Source organism: Niveispirillum sp. GW835-FHT14G11, assembly GCF_058793615.1.
Window position 1 is genome coordinate 1 of record NZ_JBXAFZ010000010.1, and the last position, 19,509, is coordinate 19,509.

A 19,509-nucleotide genomic window follows, 5' to 3' on the forward strand; every position below is an offset into this window, starting at 1 on the left:
CAGCAAAGGCAATCGCCGAACTCTTGCCATGGAATTGGAAGGCAAAACCCTGAATGGGCCTACGCCGGATGCTTACCGCCATCATATCACCTGCTCAAATGAAAGGGGGGAACCAGCGGTTCCCCCCTTTCATTCATTGCGGGTCAGAAGCTGATCTTCGCATCCACCCCGAACGTGCGCGGCTGCTTGTAGGAGCCCGCCGCATAGTTCAGCGATCCGAAATCGATGGCGAAGTCTATGTTCCGCTGATTGGTCAGATTGTCACCCCAGATCCCGATCTCCATTTCGCCCCCCTGCACCTGGATTTCAGACAGGGAGAGGCGCGCCTTCAGATTATGATCCGGCCGTGATCGCACCTGCTTGTTGAAAACATTGACCCGATCCAGATTGTTGTAATAGAGCGTGCTGCGATAAGCATAATCGACACGCGCCGTGAGACGCCCGAGTTCGACCGGTGTCGAATATTGTCCCCCGACATGCGCGTTGAACTTGGCCGATTGCGGCATGCGGGCTTCATCCGCCACATCGATCAGCACGTTGGTCAACGGGTCCCGATACAGATACTGCTTGTACTTGGGATCGGTGTAACCCAGCGACCCGTCGAAGGTCAGTCCCTCTACCGGCGCCACGGTCAGTTCGGCTTCAACCCCGCGCAATTGCACCTTACCGGCATTGACGATCAGCGAATTGACGCCGCCCGAACCGGCGGCGAACTGGTTGATCTGCTGATTGTCGTAATCGGTCTGGAACAGGGCGAGGTTGAAGCGGACGCGACGGTCGAACAGCTCCGTCTTGACGCCCCCCTCATAGGCCATCACGTCCTCGGGTTCAAACGCGTTGATCACGACGGCTCGTGGGCTCATGCCACCCGAACGATAGCCGGTGGAGAGCCGGACATAGCCCATCACGTCGTCAGTAAAGCGGTAATTGGCCGACAGCAGCCAGGACAGGTCATCGTAGCTTACCTTGCCATGCAGGTTCGGCACGACGTCACCGCGCAGATCGAGGGTCTTGCGATCCTCGGTGTAGCGCAGGCCACCGGTCAGTTCGAGCCTTTCCTCGAACAAAGCGGGCTTCCAGCTGACCTGACCGAAGGCAGCCTTCGAGGACGCCGTACCGCCGAACGCCTGGACCGGGGTCAGGTTGAGACCGAGGAGCCGCAAGCCGGGATTAAGCGCCGCGACGGCGTCCGCCACGCTCTGCGGAAAGCCGGCAAAGCCCAGCGCTGCGACAGGCAGCGCCACGGTCAGGGCCTGCTGGTTCGATTCCGAAGATTTCTCATAAAAATAATAGGCGCCCGCGACATAGCTGAACTCTCCGACCGTGCCCAGGGCCTGGAGCTCCTGGCTGAACTGCCACTGCTTCTGCGGGGCGTTGTTGCCGTTCAGCAGCGTTACCGGCTGCACCGAGGTCAGCGTCGGGGACGTGAAATCGATCACCCGCCCCCGCAGATTGCCGTTCCCACCCAGCGTCAGGATCGTATCCTGAAAGAAGGTGCGGTAGGAACTGATCGATTTCAGCGTCATTTCCGGCAGCGCTTCATATTCGACCGTCAGGCCATGGCCCTTGATCTTGGCGGTGGCATCATAACGCGTCTTGCCATCGCGATCCCGGAAGCCTGCCATCAGGCCGGTGCCGAGGCGATCGGGGCTGATCAGGAACGGATCGCCACCCAGCGATGCCGATTGGCCGAAATAGGCGATCGTGTCCGGCGTTGCCTGCAGAACCTGGAAATAGGGCGAGGAGCCGCGACGGTCATTATAGTCGAAACTGTAATTGACCGTGGCCTTCTCGAAATCGGCCTGGATGTTGGCGATGAATGCATCACCGTTCAACGCGCCCGGATCGTCGCTGGCGGGACGCAGCCGGTTGTCGACATAGCCGTCGCGCTGCCGGTGCATCGCGGAAAATGAAGCTTTGAATGGCGTGTCGGCGATAATGCCGGTATCGACCCGGCTGCGCAGATACCAGTCATTATAGCGGCCATAGCCGGCCTTGGCCTCGGCATGGAAATTGTCGGATGGCTTGCGCGACACAAGCTGGATGGCGCCACCCACCGTGTTGCGGCCGAACAGGGTGCCCTGCGGCCCGCGCAGAACCTCGATCCGTTCCAGGTCGACCAGATCGAACAAGGCACCGGCCGAGCGTGCGACATAGACGCCGTCCAGATAGATGCCGACCGCCTGTTCGGCGACCGACGAAGGTTCCTGGTTGCCGATACCGCGGATATAGACCGAGGCCGCCGTCGGGCTGGTCGATTGCTGTAGGATCGTCAGATTCGGCGTGAATTGCGGAATGGACGTGACATCCTTGATATTCTGCTGTTCAAGAAAGTCACCGCTGAGCGCCGTCACTGCCACGGGAATGGTCTGAAGCGATTCAGACACGCGCCGCGCCGTGACCACGATTTCCAGAAGACCGGAGAATTCATCCTGCGCGGGCGGCGCGCTTTTCTCCTGCGCCTGCACCGCCACAGGCGATACCAGCATCATAGCGGCAATGGCCGCCAACCGGCGGCTCCATGAAGCGTACATAATCCCTCCCATTTCCTTGATTTTCGGTTGTCGGCGGCCGTCTGCGCAGCCTTTCCGCAGGCCGCTCATGCGGCCTGTGATTTGATTTTTAATACGCATGATAAAACTTATCAAATCATATTATGTCTTTTTGCGTATGTTGCGCGCGATTCTGGAACGATATATGCGAAGCCACGTCAAGCGTCGAAGTTACCGCATCAGGGTGGCGACGCAGGCCCGGCTTCCTGCTTGACGATATCCAGGAACAGCGGGCGCTCCCCGCCGCCATGCACGGCCAGTTGCGCGCCACTGACATAGGCTGCCCCCGGCGAGGCGAGGAACAGGACCGCCTCAGCCACGTCACCGCCGCGCCCCATCCGCCCCAGGGGCAGAGATGCAGCAATCCGTTCCTGAGCGCGCGACGACCCATAGGTCATCTCCGCGCTCTCCGTTTCGATCAGGCCGACGATGATGGCGTTGACGCGCACCTCCGGCCCCCATTCCTGGGCCAGGCTGGTGGTCAGGCTGAGCAGGCCCGCCTTGGCGGCACCATAAATCGCCGTATCGGGCGATGGGCGCACGGCGCTGACGCTGGCGATATTGATGATCGACCCGCGCGATGTCTTCAGATGCGGATAAGCCGCCTGCGACACATGCAGCGGGGCCAGCAGGTTCAGTTGCAGGATACGTTCGGAAAAGCGCGGGCTGGCCGTTGCCGCCGCCGCCTGCGGCGACCCGCCGGCATTGTTGACCACGATGTCCAGCCGGCCATGGCGGCCAATGATCGCGGTGACCAGGGACGCCACCTGGACCGGATCGCGGATGTCGCATGCCTGGAATCCAGCCTCGCGGCCATCCTCCATAATCGACGCCTCCGGTGCGGACCTTCCGCAAGTTTCCACAACACAGCCCGCTGCCAGCAGCCGGCGCACGATCGCCGCGCCGATCCCACGCGTGCCGCCGGTCACCAGCGCGACCTTGCCGTCCAGTCGAATACCCATGTCGGTTTCCCCTTCCTCTGTCTCCCGATGGGCGGCGGCGATCCATGCGCGACCGCCGTCATCTGGATGGGAGATTAATATCATGCGTAAAACTAATAACATTTTGATCTACATCATCAACATTCTTCGTAATTTAATTGATCATTTGCGTAGATAAATTGATGCAGATATGATCCGCACCGACTTGCCCCTATGGGAAGGGGCGATGTATGATGGCGCATATATCGAACGAAAGGGTACCGACATGGTGACGTCAGCGGATTATCGACTGGGAAGCTTCGACTATCCACGCGGCTGGTTCATGATCGGCACGTCGGATGACGCGACCAAGAGCCCCAAGCCCATCCGCTATTTCGGCCAGGACCTGGTGCTGTATCGCGGCGAGAGTGGCACCGCCTATGTGGTGGAGGCCTACTGCCCGCACATGGGCGCGCATCTGGCCAAGAACGCCACTTCCTATATCGTGCGCGACGGGGAACAGATCGAAGGTGAGTCCATCCGCTGCCCCTATCATGGCTGGCGCTTCGGCGCCGACGGGGCCTGCGATCACATCCCCTATTCGCAGCAGCGGCCGAAGGCGGCGAAGCTGCGCACCTTCACCACGGTGGAACGGGCCGGTATCATCTGGATCTGGCACGACCCGGAACAACAGGAACCAGAATATCCCCTGCCCGACTTTGGTGGCCACTGGGACGAGGCTGGCTGGGTGCGCTGGAAGATCGACCATATGGGCGATCTCACCAGCCATCCGATCGAGATCGTGGACAACATGGCCGATCTGGCCCATTTCACGCCGATCCACGGGTCGGTCAACACCACCTATTTTGCCAATGAATTCAAGGGACATGTGGTCTATCAGTATTTCTCTTCGGGCCACCGCACACTGGTGAGCGCGCCAGGGGCGCAGCTCCATACCTCCACCTGGTATACCGGCCCGGCCATCCTGCAGTCTGAAATGAAGGGTGACTTCAATTCGCTGATCATGATTGCCCATACACCAGTGGAAGAAGGCTGCACCCGGGTTTGGCACGGGCTGATGGTGCAGGTGAATGACGGCAGCAGTCCCATCACCGACGAACAACGGGCAGGCGCCCTGGCCTATCAGGAAGGCAGCCGCCTGGCCCTGGCCCAGGATGTGGAGGTGTGGCAGTACAAGCGCCCCTGCATCAACCCCATGGTGGTGGCGGGCGACGGCCCCTTCGGCAAGCTTCGCACCTGGTACAAGCAGTTCTTCCAGCCGCGCGACAAGGTCGAGGAATGGCAGAAGCGGGTCAATGGTCTGGTCGTCAGCATCGACAAGCGTGACGGCAATCAGGCCGCCTGAAGCAGGAAGCAATCCATGGCGAACAGAAGCGAGCGCCCCGTGGCATTGGTCACGGGCGCCAGCCGGGGTGCGGGGCGCGGCATCGCCGTGGCCCTGGGCCAGAAGGGTTTCCGGGTCTATGTCACCGGACGCACCATCACCGAGGGTCAGGCGCCGCTGCCCGGTACCATCGGCGCAACGGCGGCGCAGGTCGACGCTGCGGGCGGCGAAGGCCGGGCGGTGCAGGTAGACCATGCCGACGAACAGGCCATCGCTGTCCTGTTCGACCGGGTCGCCACGGAGAGCGGCCGGCTCGACATCCTGGTCAATAATGTGGCGTCGCTGCATGACGATCTGGTGAGGCCGGGCCCGTTCTGGGAGAAATCCACCGGGCTGGTGGATATCCTGGATGTCGGCCTGCGGTCGCATTATCTGGCGAGTTGGCATGCAGCAAGGATGATGGTGCCGGCCCGTGACGGGTTGATCGCCTTCACCTCCTCCTTCGGTTCCGTCTGCTACATGCACGGGCCCGCCTATGGCGCGCAGAAGGCGGGCGTGGATAAGTTCGCCGCCGATATGGGGGTGGATTTCCGGGAAACGGGCGTGGCGGCGGTAGCGCTGTGGATGGGGCCATTGCTGACGGAACGAAGCGCCCGCACGCTGGCCGAACATCCCGCGCAATATGAGAAATTCATGGCCGATGCGGAGACGCCGGAATTCAACGGACGGGTGATCGCCGCCATCCATGCCGATCCAGCCCGTGCCGACCTGAACGGCCAAACGCTGATATCGGCGGAAATTGCCGGGCGCTATGGCCTGACCGACAGCAATGGACGTATCCCGCCCTCCTATCGCGCGATGCTGGGCGACCCACGCATCCCGCACCCGGCCATCGTCACCTAACAAGACCACCAAGGGAGAGGGGGAGGCGGCAACCGCCCCTTCCCCCCTCTCCTTCCTCAGCCCTGCCGCCCCAGGATCATGTCCGCTGCCTTTTCGGCGACCATCATCGTTGGGACATTGGTGTTGCCACCGGGCACGCGCGGCATGACCGACGCGTCGACGACGCGCAGCCCCTGGACGCCGTGCACTCGCAATTGCGGATCGACCACGGCCATCGGATCGTGCCCCATGCGGCAGGTGCCGACGCTGTGGATGTCGGAAATGGCGCTGGCCCGCAGATAGGCGTCCAACTCCGCGTCCGACCGCACATCGGCACCGGGGGCCAGTTCCTCACCACGCAGCGGATCGAACGGCGCCTGTGCAAATATATCGCGCACGGCGCGGATGGCGGCCCGGCCCATGGCCAGATCTTCCGGCGTCGACAGGATGTTGGGATCAATGGCCAGCGGGTCGGACGGCGACGGCCCCGTCAGGCGGATCTCGCCAACGCTGTGCGGGCTCAGCAGATCGATATGGGCGAAATACCCGTGCTGCATGATCAGCTTGCGCCCCATCGCCTCGTACAGCGCCATGGCGAAATGCACTTTCACGTCCGGTTCCGCCGATCCGGGCATGGTGCGCAGATAGGCGGACACCTCGGCCGGCGGATTGGCCAGGGGCCCTCGGCGGAACAGCAGGAAATTGACGATCCCCTTCGCCGCCACCAGCGGGTTGAAGAAATTGAACATGGAGATGGGCTGGGTGCAGGCCTGCTTGACCGTGACCGCCACATGGTCGCGGTAATTCTGCCCGACGCCGGGAAGGTCATGCACCACCGGCACGCCGTGCGCTGCCAGATGCGCGCCCTCCCCGATGCCGGACAGCATCAGGACATGGGGCGAATGGATGGCCCCGGCCGACACGATCACCTCACGCGTGGCCTGCGCCGTGACCCGTGTGCCCTTACGGCTATAGGTGACGCCCGTTGCCCGCCGGTTGGTAACCACGACCCGCTCCACATGCGCCTCGGTCACGACATGCAGGTTGGGCCGCCCGCGCGCCGGCCGCAGATAGGCGCGTGCGGCACTCCACCGCCGCCCGGCCGATGCCGTCACATCAGCGGGGCCGACCCCTTCGCGCGCAGCGCCATTGGTATCGTCATTATAGGGAACGCCCGCCGCCTGCGCCGCCGCCGCAAACGCGCGGGCCAGCGGGTGGACGATGCCCGGCCGGGTGACCAGTACCGGTCCGCCACGCCCGTGATAGGTGGCGTCGCCGCCCGGCCGGTAATCCTCCAGCTTGCGGAAATAGGGCAGCACATCGTCAAAGCTCCACCCCTCGTTCCCCAATTGCCGCCACAGGTCATAATCGCTGCGCGCGCCCCGGTCATAGACCATGCCGTTGATCGAGGAGGAGCCGCCCAGCACCTTGCCGCGCGGGGTATACATCTGCCGGTCACCGGCATGTTTCTGGGGAACGCTGACATGCATCCACTGGAACAGGCCACCATACATGATCGGCAGCAGGCCGCCGGGCGCCTGGATGAAGACACTGCGGTCATGCCCGCCCGCCTCGATCAGCAAGACCTTGTTGCGCGGGTCCGCGGACAGCCGGCCGGCTAGGACGCAGCCCGCCGAGCCCGCGCCCACAATGATGAAATCATAGGTGTCGGCCATGTTCTCTCCCCACGGCGCCCGGTGGCGCGGTCTATGCTATTGGCAAGCTGTTGGCATGTCAGCACCCGGTCAGTCGCCGGGATATCTCCATGACGCGAAGAATATCATGGAGGCCGGCCGGGATATCATATAAACATTGCCCGTGATATTGATGATTTGCGTAGCATACATCATCAAACCGAATGAACAACACGATCACGACAGGGGTAGGGAATGGCAGGGGCAGACCTTTGGGATCACGAGGTCGACGTGCTTGTGGTGGGCTCCGGCGCTGGCGGCCTGACCGCCGCCATCAACGCCGCCGACGCGCACGGCAAGGTGCTGGTGATCGAAAAGGCGGCGGAATTCGGCGGCACCTCGGCCACGTCCGGCGGCGGCATCTGGATTCCGTGCAGTGATGAGGCGCGTGCGGCCGGCCTGGAGGATAGCGCCGAGGACGCCTTCACTTATGTCCGCCCACAAAGCGCGCCCAATGTGCCGGACGGGGTGATCCGCGCCTTCATCCGCCACGCCCCGGAAATGCTGCGCTGGCTGCAGGTCAATACACCCGTGCGGTATGACAGCGTGCCCTATCCCGATTACCATGTCGAGTATCCGGGCGGGAAACATGGGTTCCGCACCCATCTGCCGCGCACCTTCGACGGTCGCCAATTGGGTGACGATATCCTGAAGCTGCGCGGCCCCTCGCCCGCCGCCAGCCTGGGTGGCGTCATCAACTGGAGTTTCGCCGACACCCACTATCTGCTGTTCCGCAACAAGGGATGGCAGAAGGTGCTGGCCAGGATGCTGTGGGACTATGTCAGCGACCTTCCCCACCGTTTCCGGTCACGCAAGGATCGGCGCCTGACTCTGGGCAACGCCCTGGTCGGCGGGCTGTGGATGGCCATCAAGCAACGCGGCATCCCCGTCTGGCTGGAAACGCCGCTGCTGGATCTGGTAGTCCAGGACGGGCGCGTGACCGGTGCCGTCGTCATGCAGGACGGCAAGAAGGTACGAGTCGGGACAAGTCGCGGGGTGATCCTGGCGGCCGGCGGGTTTGAGCGCAATCGCGAGATGCGGGCCAAATATCTACCGGGTTCCGATGATCCGGAGATCAGCGGCTCGCAGGTCAACAATACCGGCGACAGCATCCTGGCGGCCGACCGGATTGGCGCCGGCATGCGCAATCTACAATCCACATGGTCGGCCCCGGTCTTCCGCGTTCCGGGTGAGGATCGGGCCCGCCTCTCCTCCATCGAACGCGCCCTGCCCGGCTGCATCATGGTCAACCGGCAGGGCAAGCGGTATCTGAATGAGGCCGCGTCCTATCATGTGGTGGGCAAGCAGATGATCGCGATGGAGCGGGAGGGTGGCCAGACCAACCCCTCCTGGTTCGTGTTCGACGCCACCTACCGCCACAAATACCCGGCCGGCGCGCTGCTGCCGCTGATCCCCGACGCCCTGCACCCGGCGGGGGTGCGCCAGGTGCTGAAGAAGGCCCCGACGGTGGAGAAGCTGGCCGAAGCCATCGGCGTGCCGCCGGCCACCCTCAAGGCCACGCTGGAACGGTTCAACGCCGATGCGCGCAAAGGGGTGGACAGTGAATTCGACCGGGGTGGCCCCGCTTATGACCGGATGTATGGTGACCAGCGGGTGAAGCCAAACCCCACGCTGGCCCCCATCGAGAAGGGGCCCTTCTATGCGCTTCCTATCCATGGCGGCGATATCGGCACCAATGGCGGCATCGTCACCGACGAACATGCCCGCGTCCTGGACCGCGACGATCAGGTGATTGCCGGCCTCTATGCCGTGGGGAACAACGCCGCCTCTGTGATGGGCGAAAGTTATCCCGGTGCCGGTGTCACCCTGGGGCCGGCCATGACCTTCGGCTATATCGCGGGCCGGCATGCGATGGGTGCCAACCAGCCCTGACCGATAGGTCAGGGCCCTGGATCCCGCGCCGTCTCATCGCGGCGGCGCGGGCGGGACTTCAATGTCGGAGCGGGCGGCGACCAGCACCTGCTCGGCGCCCTTCTCGTCCACCTGCTTGACCAGCATGGACATGCGGCGGCTGACCGACCGGGTGATCCGCCACTGATCCCCGACACGGACGAATTCATCCTCGTAATTGACGGCCAACTGGGTGTGCCGTCTGGTGTCGGTGTCGATCTGAAAGAAGTGCAGATCGAACCATCCGGTGGCCTTGTCCGGGCCGGTCAGTTCGACGATGGCATTGCTGAGATGATGCATGTCCACGATGTTGGGCCGGCAGCCCCATTGCTGAAAGATCGCGGCGAAGGCGTCCGGGTCGGTGAACAGCGGAAAACCTTCGAAATCGATGACTGCATCGGCAGTGAAACAGTTCCTGACGATCTCCGGTTGCTTGCGGTCGCAGGCGCGGACATAGCGCGCCTTCAATGCCTGGATCGCCTGGATATCCTCCAGCCGCGCAATCCGGGCCTCCAGATCAGGGCTCATAACGCCTCTCCACTCAATGTTCTGCGTATATTTTTTAACAGATTTATACGCATTCGTCGAATGAAATTGAAGATTTGTTCGTATTGACGCACAATATGCCCAACAGCAGACAGTATCATTCATAGACTCCGGGAGAGAGCGCACCATGGCCGATCAACAGGCAATGCCGGCCCATTTTGACCGTGACGCCCTGTTGCGGGCAGCATCCGACCGCGCGGGTCTGGACGATTTCGGCGACACCTGGTTCCTGGAGCCGATGGACCGTTACATCGCCGCCGCCAATCAGGAAGGCCGCCTGACGGCACAGGGCCTTGCCATGCAGACAGAGGTGATTATCAAGGGGCTGACCAGCCGGCTGCGCATGGTGGACGACATCAAACGCCACCCCGACATTCTTGACGAGCGGGTGGAGGTCGCCGGCATCATCCTGGGACTTCCGCGTACCGGCAGCACGATTTTCCACCGCCTGCTGGCCCAGGCACCCGGCATGACGGCCATCCGCTGGTTCGAGGCGCAGAATTTCGCGCCATTCCCGAACGAAAAGCCCGGCGACCCGGTCGAACGCCGCGCCTATGCCCAGGCGATGATCGACGGCTGGCTGAACGCGGCCCCGGAACTGGCCTCCATCCACCCGCTCGACCCGGAGGCGCCGGACGAGGAAATCCTGATCCTGGGCCAGATGTTTGTCAGCACCATGGTGGAGGGCATGACCTTCGTGCCCAGTTTCGCCCGCTGGCTGAACGCCTATGACCAGTCCCGTGGGCATGAGGACCTGAAGACCATTCTGAAATACCTGCAATGGCAGGAGCCGTCGCGTCGCGGCAAACGCTGGATCCTGAAAAGCCCGTCGAACCTGCCCTATGCCGAATTGGCGGCCAAGGCGTTCCCCGACGCGCTGCTGATCATGACCCACCGCGACCCGCTGCAGACCGTGCCCTCCTATGTCAGCATGCAGGCCACCCTCTACAAGCTCGGCGCCCGGATATCGGACGCGGAGGTTGGTGCATTCTGGCTGGCCCGCCTGATCGAGTGGATGCAACGGTTCGAGACGGCGCGCGTGCGCATTGGCGAGGAACGGTTCATCGACATCGATTACCGTGCGGTGGCCCGGACGCCACTGCAGGAGGCCAGGCGCGTACTGGACCGAATGGGCATCCCGACCGGTCCCGACACCGATGCCGCCCTGACCGAATTCATGGAAGGTAATCAGCGGGAACAACGACCCGCGCATGACTATTCGCTGGAACGTTTCGGCTTGGACGAGGCGGCGATCAAGCAGGCCTTCGCGGATTACCGCGCCCGCTATATCCGATGATCCGGACGACATCACATGACCATGACGCTGGAAGCCCGGATCGACCGGCTGGAATCGCTGGACGCCATCCGTCAACTGCCCGCGAAATACGCGCTGGCGCTGGACATGCGCGATTCAGACGCCTGGGTGGGGTTGTTCCCCGAGGATGTGAAGGTCGGCGGCGGCAAGACCGGTCGCAAGGCGCTGCGCGACTGGTTCGACGAGACGCATTCGATACAGTTCGACGGCACCTCCCACCATATCGGCGGCCATATCATCGATTTCGATGATGCCGACCATGCCCAGGGCGTCGTCTATTCCAAGAACGAGCATGAAAGCGGACCGGAATGGGTCATCATGCAGATGATGTATTTCGACAAGTATGAGCGGATCGACGGGCGCTGGTATTTCCGCCGCCGCCTGCCGCTCTACTGGTACGCCAGCGACCTCAACAAGCCGCCCATCGGCCAGCGCAAGATGCGCTGGCCCGGCGTGCCGCCCTACGAAGGCAGCTTCCACGACCTGTTCCCCTCCTGGAAGGACTATTGGGCGCGCGACGGCAAGCCCCATGATGGCCCCGTCGCCCCACCCGCCCCCCTGGACCGCTTCATCGAGACCATGCGCCGGGACGCCCCCCTGCCCCGCCCGCGCGTGCGGAGTTAGGGCCTACCCTTGATCAGATGGCTGAAAGCGACCGGGAAAGTTTCCTCGCAAGGAAACTTTCCCGGTCGCACGCCATGTTCCCTTCGACCCGGCCCCTACCAGACCAGCTTCAGCGATTCAAAGCCCATAACGGCGCCGCCGAAGGCGGAAAAGGCTTCCTGATCCTCGGCCAACTGGAAGTCGGGGATCTGCTTCAGCCATTCCTGAAGCGAGATCATGATTTCCCGCTTGGCCAGATGCGATCCCATGCAGCGATGAGGTCCGACACCAAAGGTCACATGGTTGTTGACCTTGCGGTCGAGGTCGATGGTCTGCGGGTTCTCGAAAACCGCCGGATCGCGGTTGGCCACCGTATTGGGCAGCACTACGCGGTCGTTGCGCTTCAACTGGATGCCCCGGAATTCGCAATCATGCGTGACCCGGCGATAGAGGTTCGAGACGGCGTTGATGCGCATCAACTCCTCAATGGCCAGCAGGAAGGCTGCCGGATCATCCAGCTTGTCGCGGAAATGCGCGCGGGCGGCCGGGGTGGTCGCCAGATAACGCCAGACATAGGCCATGGTGTTGGTCACAGTGTCCAGCCCGGCCACGAACAGCAGGAAGCCGCAATTCAGGATATCGTGCCAGGCATGCTGCTTGCCCTCTGGCGTGCGGGCATTGACGATGGTCGAGGCGATGTCATTGCCTGGATTGCGTTCCTTCTCCCGGAACAGTTCCTCCAGCACACCATAGATCTCCGTCACGTTCGCGGCGCGGATGGCCGGGTCGGTGCTGCGGAAGAAGGTATTGGCGATGCGCAGGAATTCTGGCAGCCGTTCTTCGGGCAGGCCGAACAGATCCAGGAAGGTACCGGTGGGGAACTTCGACGCATAATCGGCGATGAAGTCGCAACCACTGCGACCGGCAAAACCGGAGATCAGCCCCTCTGCCCGGTGCTGAAGCCCCTCCGTCATCCGGCGCACGGCCAGCGGCGTGAACATCGGGGCCAGAAGCTGGCGGAAGATATTGTGATCGGGCGGATCGACACCCTGCGGCTGCATGGTGGGAAACGGCTCGATCGGTGGGATCGGCGTCTGATGGGTGGAAAACACCGTATGGTCGCGATAGGCTTCGACGATATCGGCGTAATTCAGGAACACCCAGTGGCCGCCATTATGCGGCGTATAGAAGATGGACGGCACTTTCCGGCGGACCAGCCCGTGCCAGATCTCCGCCGGGTCGTTCAGTCCTTCGGGGATATGGAAGAAATCGAAATCGACGATCAGGTCGACGGGCACATGATCGGGCGGGGACGGTTGCCACAGCAGGCTCATGACGCGGCTCCCTTCACGATGCGCAAGGCGCCTTCCGGGCAATTGCGGATGGCCAGCCGCACCTTGGCCTCAAGCTCGGACGGAAATTCCGGCTCGTTGATGACGCATTTGCCCAGGACCGCGTCGGTGGAGAACACCTCCGGACACAAATCCTCGCAGCGGGCATGTCCCTGGCAGACCGCCAGGTTGACGACCACTTTCATTGATCATTCCTCCCTAAAATCGTTGCCCGGATTTTAGCAGCGGCCCACTCCACCTCCCATTCGAGGGCTGGAACAGAAAGGGACATTCGGCGCTAATCGTGCTAATGGCTTTTTCCCCTGCTCCGGACTGCCACCATGGATTTCACACCTGCGACCCTTCACCAGATCGCGCTTGCCGATGGGCGGCTGGAACTGGTCGAATGGCACTTCCCTGACATGATCGATTTCCGGCGCACGGAAACCGATCTGATGCTGGAAATGTCGTTGCCGCCGCATTCAGCGGACGCATCGGCAGAGTTCCCCGACATCGCGCCGGGCCAGCACTGCTTCATGGGGACCTTGTTCGTCCGTTACCCGGATGTGGCCCTGCATGGCCGGGGCGAAGGCGGCCATATCCGCGTCATGCGCGCTGTCTTCGCCCCCACCGTTGCAGTTTCAATCCTGGGGGGTGACCGCCCTCCGCCCCTGCGGTTCCTGCAATCACTGTTGGATATACGCAGCGACGGCCTGCGCGCGCTTATGCGGCTGGCCTATCGCGAACTCACCAATGAGGTGGATCGGTCGGTCGATGCGCTGGATGCCCTTTTCAGTCTGCTGGTGATCGAGATGCGCCGCCTGTTCGAGCGGCAACCCCATACTCCGGCCAGCGGTCGGATGGCCGCCTGGCAATATCGACGGATACGCGAACGGGTCGCCGAAGGGGGAGAACCGCCATCGGCCGCTGACCTCGCCGCCTTGTGCGGCGTCAGCCCTCGCCACCTGCATCGGCAGTTCCAGGCCCTGACCGGCACCACCATCGCCAAATATGTGGAGAATTCACGGATCGAACGCGCCAAGGATTTACTGGTCAGCACCGATTGGCCGGTGAAGAATATCGCCTTTGCGTGCGGGTTTCCGCATCCCAACAGCTTCGCGCGTGTCTTCCGGCGGGTGACCGGCCTGCCGCCACACATTTTCCGGCAACGCGCGACGGGCGCCGGCGTTTGAGGAAAACGCAAGGTTAGCAGGGCGTTTCCGGTCACCGGAAATACGCTCTAAGCGACCCCGAACGATGGCGCTTTACGGGCAGAGCGGCCCATTGCCCGCGCCACCAGCAGGAACAGTGCCGCCACCGCCCCGCATGCGCCGATGACGATGATCGTCACCAGACCATAATCCCCCGTGATGTCGCGCACCCAGCCCGCTGCCGGCGGCAGGCAGAAGGTCAGCGGCAGGGTGAACAGGCCGAAAAAGCCAATCGCACGTGGCAGGGCGGCGATGCCGAAGGCCTGGGCTGCCATGATATTGACCGGCGGATAGATTGCCGGACCGCAGATACCCAGGACGAACACCGCCGGGATCATGGCCGGCAACCAGCTTGACGTGCCGATGACCAGCCAGCTTGCGGCAAAGCCGCTGCCCACCAGCGCAAGGGTCCGCGCCGCGCCGATCCGGTCGGCCAGAAAGCCCGACAGCATGGACCCCAGGATAGCCGCCGCCCCCATTACCGAAACAAGCAAGGCCGCCAGATCGACCTGCACACCCTTTTCCACCGCGAGCGCGACCATGTGGGAAATGCCGGTGATCCCCGCCGCGTTCAAGGTTCCGCCGCCCAGCACCATCACCCAGAATAATGGGCGGGAAAGAACGGCGCGCGCGTCGGCAGGCGCGGTCGTGGCATGGTCGCCTTTCTTCCCGTCAACGGTTGAACGGGGAACCGACGGTGGGTCGGCAATACCTAGAAGGAAAGGCAGCAGCAGCAGATGCAGCGCTGCCAGCGCCAGGAAAAATGACGGCAGGCCGAAACGCTGGATGATGCCCAGGCCCAGCAATGGAATGAGCGCGATCAACAGCGGGACATTGGCAAGACCCACGGCCCGGCCACGCCGCTGCGGATACCATCCACCCGCCAGCAGGCTGGTCGGAACGGACCCGCACAGCGCCAGACCTGGGCCGATCAGCAGGCCATACGCGGCAAGCACCACCGTCATATTCGGTGCAGCCGCAAGCAGTACGTAGCCGCTTCCCGATAACAGCAACCCCAGCAGCATGGTCGTCCGCAACCCGTTACGGATGATCAGACGCGCCGACACCGGACCCAGAAGCCCCATGGCAAGGACGGTGAGGGCTAGACCCATGGCGGCTAACCCGCGCGTTGCCTCAAACCGCTCCTGGATGGCCAGTACGCTGACACTGAAGCCCCCGAATGCACATCCGATCACGACGTTCTGTGCCAGGAAGGCGCGCAGCAGCATCCAGCGCGCCTGTCCAGCCAGGGGAGTGGTGGCGACATCCCGCAATGATCCAGACATTCTATCGCTCCGCGCTGATTCGCCGATTTCGTTGATGACTGACCATAGCCTCATCCATATGCGTCGTGATATACTAGATCTAATACGCATTGTGAAAGAATTTGAGAGACCATGGTGGATATCTTCTCACCCGTGCGGCTGGGCGCGATCAACCTGTCCAACCGCATCGTCATGGCGCCAATGACCCGCGACCGGGCGGGGTCGGGCGATGTACCCACGGCCCTGATGGTGGAATATTACCGGCAGCGGGCCAGCGCCGGCCTGATCATCACCGAAGGGGTGCAGCCCAGCCCTGCCGGCAAGGGCTACTGGCGGACGCCGGGCATCCACAGCACGGCGCAAATCGCCGGCTGGCGCGAGGTGGCGGGCGCAGTGCAAGGTGCTGGCGGAGGCATGGTGATGCAGATCATGCATGTGGGTCGCGTCTCTGTCCGCGCCAACAAGGATGCCGATGCTGACACGGTGGCACCATCCGCCATCGCGTCGCGCGATCCGGTTCCTGGTCCCGATGGCGTACCCGTGCCACCGGAAATGCCCCGCGCCCTGGAAACCGCCGAAATCCCGGCCGTGATCGCGGAGTTTGTCCAGGCTGCGCGCAACGCCCGCGCCGCCGGAATGGAGGGGGTGGAATTGCACTGCACCAGTGGTTATCTGCCCATGCAGTTCCTGTCGACCGGCAGCAACCAACGCACCGACAGATATGGCGGCGGCGCTACCAACCGCATCCGCTTCGTGGTGGAGGTGCTGGAGGGCATGGCCGGAGCCATCGGCGCCGACCGGGTGGGTTTCCGCATATTCCCCAACAACCCCTACAATGACATGCACGATGACGACCCCACCACAACCTATGGCGCGCTGCTGCGGGCGGCCGGTCCACTGGGGTTGGCCTATTTGCATGTCATCCACGCCCCGACGCCGGAACTGGACGCGCTGGCCCTGGTCAGGTCGCACTGGACCGGCCCCGTGATCGCCAACAACAATCTGAAGCGCGACACGGCCCAGGCCCTGCTGGATGGGGGGGGCGTTGACGCGGTGTCCTTCGGTCGGCCCTACATCAGCAACCCTGATCTGGTCGAACGTTTCTACCGCAATGCCCCGCTTTCCCGTCCGGATCGGGATACGATTTATAGTGGGCATGGTGATGACGCACGGGGATATACGGACTATCCGCCCCTATAGGTCGGGATCGGCTCACCCGGCGCTTTCAAGCCCCGGTACCGGCGCCATTGCGGGCGCATTGTGAATATAGCTCATCTCTTCACGCCGCTCGGTTATCCGCCAACCATCCGGCGTACGTACCAGCGTGTCCTTGTACCACAGCCCGATGAAGAACACCTGATCGGCCCCGTCAGCTCCCCGATGGACCATGGGGTTGAACAGAATGCTGCGGCAAGCGGCATGGTCGCCATTCAATGTCAGCTTGGAGGTGGCGACCATGTGCTGGAATGATGGAAAGCGCTCCAGCGCCATGGGCAGCCATCGTTTTATCTCGGGGTAATCGCCTTTTATGCCTCCGGCCTCACTATAGTCGATCCGGGCATCGGGCGTGAACACATGGTCCAGCCCGTCCCAATCCCGTTCATCAATCGCGTGGGCGTACCGGGCCAGAAGATCCTGAATCTCAAGCCGGTCGGAGATTTCCTGTAACGACAACATGCGTCACTCGCTATATGCGTTTTATGAACATATAGACATTACGCATATTCACAGCACATGGCCATGATTGTTTGCCTGTACCCAGTTCGAAACCCTTGTCACGCCAAAGCCAAAACGCTGGCCAAGATGAAGCGGATCAGGTCGGACTGGCCGCGGGCGCCCATCTTGGCATAGATCGTCTTGGAATAGCTGCGCGCCGTCTGCTCCGACAGGCCCAGATGGGCGGCTGCTTCCACAATCGTCATGCCACGGCTGAGCGCATAGGCCAGCCGCGCCTCGCTGGGCAGCAAGCCGAACAGTTCGGCGATCTGCTCGTGCCGGTCGGCAACCGACTCGCTGTCGCCATGCAGATAGGCAATGGCCACCGGGGCCGGGCCGGTGGGAGCCAGTTCCCGCTGGGCCGGCACGACCAGCATATCCACCCACGGGTCGCGGCTCACCGGCAGGGCGCGGGGACGGGCCTGGACATTATCCGCGCATTCCCGGATCACAACGTCCAGTTCCTTGCCCAGCGCCACCCGCCTGCCCGTCAGCCGCCCCTGCCGATCCCGGCACAATTCCGGACAATGGCGTAGCAGATGCTCAGCATGCGCGCTCGCCTCCACGATGCGCCCCTGCCGGTCCAGGCTGATCCATCCGAAATTCAGGCGCTGCACCGCCTGCGTCGCCACGCTGGCCCGGAACCGTTCCTTTTCGATCGCAACATAGGTGCGTAAAGCACCTCGTATATGGGGGACCAGCGCGCTCAACAAGGCGCTGTTGGCGGCGGTGAATTCCGGTTCGTCGCGCGCCGCGCACAGCCAGGCACTGACGCCCTGCGGCTCGGTGACCCTGACGATCCGGCCCCGGCGCATGCCGCTTGGCACCAGCAAATCCTGAAAAAACGTGCAATGCCGCGGGTCCTGCATGTCCAGCAGTTCCGACAGCGCATAGACGCGCCCCTCTCGCAGCCGGAAATACGGCAAGGGATCGCTGTAAATCTGTTGCTGGTAAAGCTGGCGCAATGCCGGGGGCGAACGGCTGCCGGCAAACAGTTCCACCGGATCGCCAGCATTCCGGTCCGGCGGACGGAAGATCAGGCTGACATAATTTGCCTGCAACTGTGCCCGCAAGCGCTCCAGAAAGCTCGACCAGAGCGGCTGTTCAAACGGCCCCTCATGGATCGCGGTCAGAAGATCGTCGCCCGTTGGCAGATTCATCGCGATCACCCCCCAGATGGGGGCTTTATACCGGTCGGGAACATGGCATGTCGAGGGACGACAAACAGCGTCTTCTGACGAACAAGAACAGGTTGAGGACATGACCATCCCAGAGCTCACCCACCTCCAGCGCCTTGAATCCGAGGCTATCCACATCATGCGTGAAGTGGTGTCTGAGGCAGGAAAACCCGTCATGCTCTATTCGGTGGGCAAGGACAGCGCCGTGATGCTGCATCTGGCGAAGAAGGCCTTCTATCCGTCCCCGCCGCCCTTTCCGTTATTGCATGTCGATACGACGTGGAAATTCCGCGACATGTACGCCCTGCGCGACCAGGCGGCAGCGGATGCGGGCATGGAACTGCTGGTCTACCAGAACCCGGAGGCGGTGGAGCGGGGCATCAATCCCTTCGATCACGGCGCCCTGCATACCGACATGTGGAAGACGGAGGGGCTGAAGCAGGCGCTGACCCTGCACGGTTTCGATGCGGCCTTTGGCGGCGCGCGACGGGACGAGGAGAAGAGCCGGGCCAAGGAACGCATCTTCTCCTTCCGCACCGCCTCGCACCGCTGGGACCCGAAGGCGCAGCGGCCCGAACTCTGGCGGCTTTACAATGCGCGCAAGGCCAAGGGTGAATCGATCCGCGTCTTCCCGATCAGCAACTGGACCGAACTGGACATCTGGCAATATATCCATCTGGAAGGCATCGACATCGTCCCCCTCTATTTCGCGGCCCCGCGCCCCACGGTGGAGCGCGATGGATTGCTGCTGATGGTGGATGACGACCGGTTCCGTCTGAATGAAGGCGAAGTGCCGGTGCAACGGTCCATCCGGTTCCGCACGCTGGGTTGTTACCCCCTGACGGGGGCGGTCGAAAGCCAGGCGAGGACCCTGCCTGAGATCATCCAGGAAATGCTGCTGACCACGACCAGCGAACGGCAAGGCCGCGCCATCGACAAGGATGCCGGCGACGCCAGCATGGAGAAGAAGAAGCAGGAAGGCTATTTCTGACGCTGCGCGTCGCCTTCCCTTTCAGATCAATGCAATGCCGGCCAAGCCC

The 19,509-nt window shown here is 62.8% G+C and carries 17 protein-coding genes; 8 read left to right on the top strand and 9 right to left on the bottom strand.

Translation table 11 applies throughout. The features are described from left to right. Positions 1–143: 143 nt before the first annotated feature. Both AC1Q7F_RS18565 and AC1Q7F_RS18570 read right to left on the bottom strand, forming a co-directional pair. Entirely contained in the window at positions 144–2,534 is a 2,391-nt protein-coding gene (locus AC1Q7F_RS18565; RefSeq protein ID WP_492509555.1) for a TonB-dependent receptor, read from the bottom strand. A gap of 197 nt (positions 2,535–2,731) precedes the next feature. Beyond that, positions 2,732–3,514 carry an SDR family oxidoreductase gene (locus AC1Q7F_RS18570; protein ID WP_492509557.1) on the bottom strand — a complete coding sequence of 261 codons (783 nt, stop codon included), beginning with the start codon at positions 3,512–3,514 and terminating at the stop codon, positions 2,732–2,734. 205 nt (positions 3,515–3,719) lie between these two features. Between AC1Q7F_RS18570 and AC1Q7F_RS18575 the strand changes: the two genes are divergently transcribed. Next, positions 3,720–4,838: an aromatic ring-hydroxylating dioxygenase subunit alpha gene (locus tag AC1Q7F_RS18575; protein ID WP_492509559.1), complete on the top strand. Its 1,119-nt coding sequence runs from the start codon at positions 3,720–3,722 to the stop codon at positions 4,836–4,838. A 15-nt stretch (positions 4,839–4,853) separates the two neighbouring features. Continuing rightward, positions 4,854–5,720: an SDR family NAD(P)-dependent oxidoreductase gene (locus tag AC1Q7F_RS18580; protein ID WP_492509561.1), complete on the top strand. Its 867-nt coding sequence runs from the start codon at positions 4,854–4,856 to the stop codon at positions 5,718–5,720. Positions 5,721–5,776: 56 nt separating this feature from the next. Here AC1Q7F_RS18580 and AC1Q7F_RS18585 read toward each other — a convergent pair whose 3' ends face one another. After that, positions 5,777–7,375, bottom strand: coding sequence for a GMC family oxidoreductase (locus tag AC1Q7F_RS18585; protein ID WP_492509563.1), 1,599 nt, complete (start codon positions 7,373–7,375; stop codon positions 5,777–5,779). Positions 7,376–7,588: 213 nt separating this feature from the next. On the opposite strand from AC1Q7F_RS18585, the gene AC1Q7F_RS18590 reads away from it, so the two are divergent. Further along, positions 7,589–9,286, top strand: coding sequence for an FAD-dependent oxidoreductase (locus AC1Q7F_RS18590; protein WP_492509565.1), 1,698 nt, complete (start codon positions 7,589–7,591; stop codon positions 9,284–9,286). A 33-nt stretch (positions 9,287–9,319) separates the two neighbouring features. Here AC1Q7F_RS18590 and AC1Q7F_RS18595 read toward each other — a convergent pair whose 3' ends face one another. Then, the gene (locus AC1Q7F_RS18595) at positions 9,320–9,832 is read right to left on the bottom strand and encodes a nuclear transport factor 2 family protein (protein ID WP_492509567.1); all 513 of its coding nucleotides are present in this window, start codon (positions 9,830–9,832) and stop codon (positions 9,320–9,322) included. 145 nt (positions 9,833–9,977) lie between these two features. Between AC1Q7F_RS18595 and AC1Q7F_RS18600 the strand changes: the two genes are divergently transcribed. Next, positions 9,978–11,147, top strand: a complete 1,170-nt coding sequence (locus AC1Q7F_RS18600; RefSeq protein WP_492509569.1) for a sulfotransferase family protein — start codon at positions 9,978–9,980, stop codon at positions 11,145–11,147. A gap of 15 nt (positions 11,148–11,162) precedes the next feature. Further along, the gene (locus AC1Q7F_RS18605; RefSeq protein ID WP_492509571.1) at positions 11,163–11,789 is read left to right on the top strand and encodes a nuclear transport factor 2 family protein; all 627 of its coding nucleotides are present in this window, start codon (positions 11,163–11,165) and stop codon (positions 11,787–11,789) included. 95 nt (positions 11,790–11,884) lie between these two features. On the opposite strand, the gene AC1Q7F_RS18610 is transcribed toward AC1Q7F_RS18605, so the two are convergent. Continuing rightward, positions 11,885–13,102 carry a cytochrome P450 gene (locus tag AC1Q7F_RS18610; protein ID WP_492509573.1) on the bottom strand — a complete coding sequence of 406 codons (1,218 nt, stop codon included), beginning with the start codon at positions 13,100–13,102 and terminating at the stop codon, positions 11,885–11,887. Further along, positions 13,099–13,305, bottom strand: coding sequence for a ferredoxin (locus tag AC1Q7F_RS18615; RefSeq protein ID WP_492509575.1), 207 nt, complete (start codon positions 13,303–13,305; stop codon positions 13,099–13,101). The genes AC1Q7F_RS18610 and AC1Q7F_RS18615 overlap by 4 nt, the downstream gene beginning before the upstream one ends. A gap of 135 nt (positions 13,306–13,440) precedes the next feature. On the opposite strand from AC1Q7F_RS18615, the gene AC1Q7F_RS18620 reads away from it, so the two are divergent. Next, positions 13,441–14,292 carry a helix-turn-helix transcriptional regulator gene (locus AC1Q7F_RS18620; RefSeq protein ID WP_492509577.1) on the top strand — a complete coding sequence of 284 codons (852 nt, stop codon included), beginning with the start codon at positions 13,441–13,443 and terminating at the stop codon, positions 14,290–14,292. Between the two features lie 47 nt (positions 14,293–14,339). On the opposite strand, the gene AC1Q7F_RS18625 is transcribed toward AC1Q7F_RS18620, so the two are convergent. Continuing rightward, entirely contained in the window at positions 14,340–15,539 is a 1,200-nt protein-coding gene (locus AC1Q7F_RS18625; RefSeq protein ID WP_492509579.1) for an MFS transporter, read from the bottom strand. Between the two features lie 168 nt (positions 15,540–15,707). On the opposite strand from AC1Q7F_RS18625, the gene AC1Q7F_RS18630 reads away from it, so the two are divergent. Continuing rightward, entirely contained in the window at positions 15,708–16,775 is a 1,068-nt protein-coding gene (locus AC1Q7F_RS18630; RefSeq protein WP_492509581.1) for an alkene reductase, read from the top strand. A gap of 12 nt (positions 16,776–16,787) precedes the next feature. On the opposite strand, the gene AC1Q7F_RS18635 is transcribed toward AC1Q7F_RS18630, so the two are convergent. Both AC1Q7F_RS18635 and AC1Q7F_RS18640 read right to left on the bottom strand, forming a co-directional pair. Beyond that, positions 16,788–17,252: a nuclear transport factor 2 family protein gene (locus tag AC1Q7F_RS18635; RefSeq protein ID WP_488947242.1), complete on the bottom strand. Its 465-nt coding sequence runs from the start codon at positions 17,250–17,252 to the stop codon at positions 16,788–16,790. A 98-nt stretch (positions 17,253–17,350) separates the two neighbouring features. Continuing rightward, complete coding sequence (locus AC1Q7F_RS18640; RefSeq protein ID WP_492509584.1) at positions 17,351–18,451, bottom strand: helix-turn-helix transcriptional regulator; 1,101 nt, start codon at positions 18,449–18,451, stop codon at positions 17,351–17,353. Positions 18,452–18,467: 16 nt separating this feature from the next. On the opposite strand from AC1Q7F_RS18640, the gene cysD reads away from it, so the two are divergent. Next, positions 18,468–19,460, top strand: coding sequence for a sulfate adenylyltransferase subunit CysD (cysD, locus tag AC1Q7F_RS18645; protein ID WP_492509586.1), 993 nt, complete (start codon positions 18,468–18,470; stop codon positions 19,458–19,460). Positions 19,461–19,509 lie beyond the last annotated feature (49 nt).

What these genes read in the sequence shown, in the direction of transcription:
- AC1Q7F_RS18565 (WP_492509555.1), bottom strand. Translation starts at nt 2,534, where the DNA reads ATGTACGCTTCATGGAGCCGCCGGTTGGCGGCCATTGCCGCTATGATG.
- AC1Q7F_RS18570 (WP_492509557.1), bottom strand. Translation starts at nt 3,514, where the DNA reads ATGGGTATTCGACTGGACGGCAAGGTCGCGCTGGTGACCGGCGGCACG.
- AC1Q7F_RS18575 (WP_492509559.1), top strand. Translation starts at nt 3,720, where the DNA reads ATGTATGATGGCGCATATATCGAACGAAAGGGTACCGACATGGTGACG.
- AC1Q7F_RS18580 (WP_492509561.1), top strand. Translation starts at nt 4,854, where the DNA reads ATGGCGAACAGAAGCGAGCGCCCCGTGGCATTGGTCACGGGCGCCAGC.
- AC1Q7F_RS18585 (WP_492509563.1), bottom strand. Translation starts at nt 7,375, where the DNA reads ATGGCCGACACCTATGATTTCATCATTGTGGGCGCGGGCTCGGCGGGC.
- AC1Q7F_RS18590 (WP_492509565.1), top strand. Translation starts at nt 7,589, where the DNA reads ATGGCAGGGGCAGACCTTTGGGATCACGAGGTCGACGTGCTTGTGGTG.
- AC1Q7F_RS18595 (WP_492509567.1), bottom strand. Translation starts at nt 9,832, where the DNA reads ATGAGCCCTGATCTGGAGGCCCGGATTGCGCGGCTGGAGGATATCCAG.
- AC1Q7F_RS18600 (WP_492509569.1), top strand. Translation starts at nt 9,978, where the DNA reads ATGGCCGATCAACAGGCAATGCCGGCCCATTTTGACCGTGACGCCCTG.
- AC1Q7F_RS18605 (WP_492509571.1), top strand. Translation starts at nt 11,163, where the DNA reads ATGACCATGACGCTGGAAGCCCGGATCGACCGGCTGGAATCGCTGGAC.
- AC1Q7F_RS18610 (WP_492509573.1), bottom strand. Translation starts at nt 13,102, where the DNA reads ATGAGCCTGCTGTGGCAACCGTCCCCGCCCGATCATGTGCCCGTCGAC.
- AC1Q7F_RS18615 (WP_492509575.1), bottom strand. Translation starts at nt 13,305, where the DNA reads ATGAAAGTGGTCGTCAACCTGGCGGTCTGCCAGGGACATGCCCGCTGC.
- AC1Q7F_RS18620 (WP_492509577.1), top strand. Translation starts at nt 13,441, where the DNA reads ATGGATTTCACACCTGCGACCCTTCACCAGATCGCGCTTGCCGATGGG.
- AC1Q7F_RS18625 (WP_492509579.1), bottom strand. Translation starts at nt 15,539, where the DNA reads ATGCTGCTGCGCGCCTTCCTGGCACAGAACGTCGTGATCGGATGTGCA.
- AC1Q7F_RS18630 (WP_492509581.1), top strand. Translation starts at nt 15,708, where the DNA reads ATGGTGGATATCTTCTCACCCGTGCGGCTGGGCGCGATCAACCTGTCC.
- AC1Q7F_RS18635 (WP_488947242.1), bottom strand. Translation starts at nt 17,252, where the DNA reads ATGTTGTCGTTACAGGAAATCTCCGACCGGCTTGAGATTCAGGATCTT.
- AC1Q7F_RS18640 (WP_492509584.1), bottom strand. Translation starts at nt 18,451, where the DNA reads ATGAATCTGCCAACGGGCGACGATCTTCTGACCGCGATCCATGAGGGG.
- cysD (WP_492509586.1), top strand. Translation starts at nt 18,468, where the DNA reads ATGGGGGCTTTATACCGGTCGGGAACATGGCATGTCGAGGGACGACAA.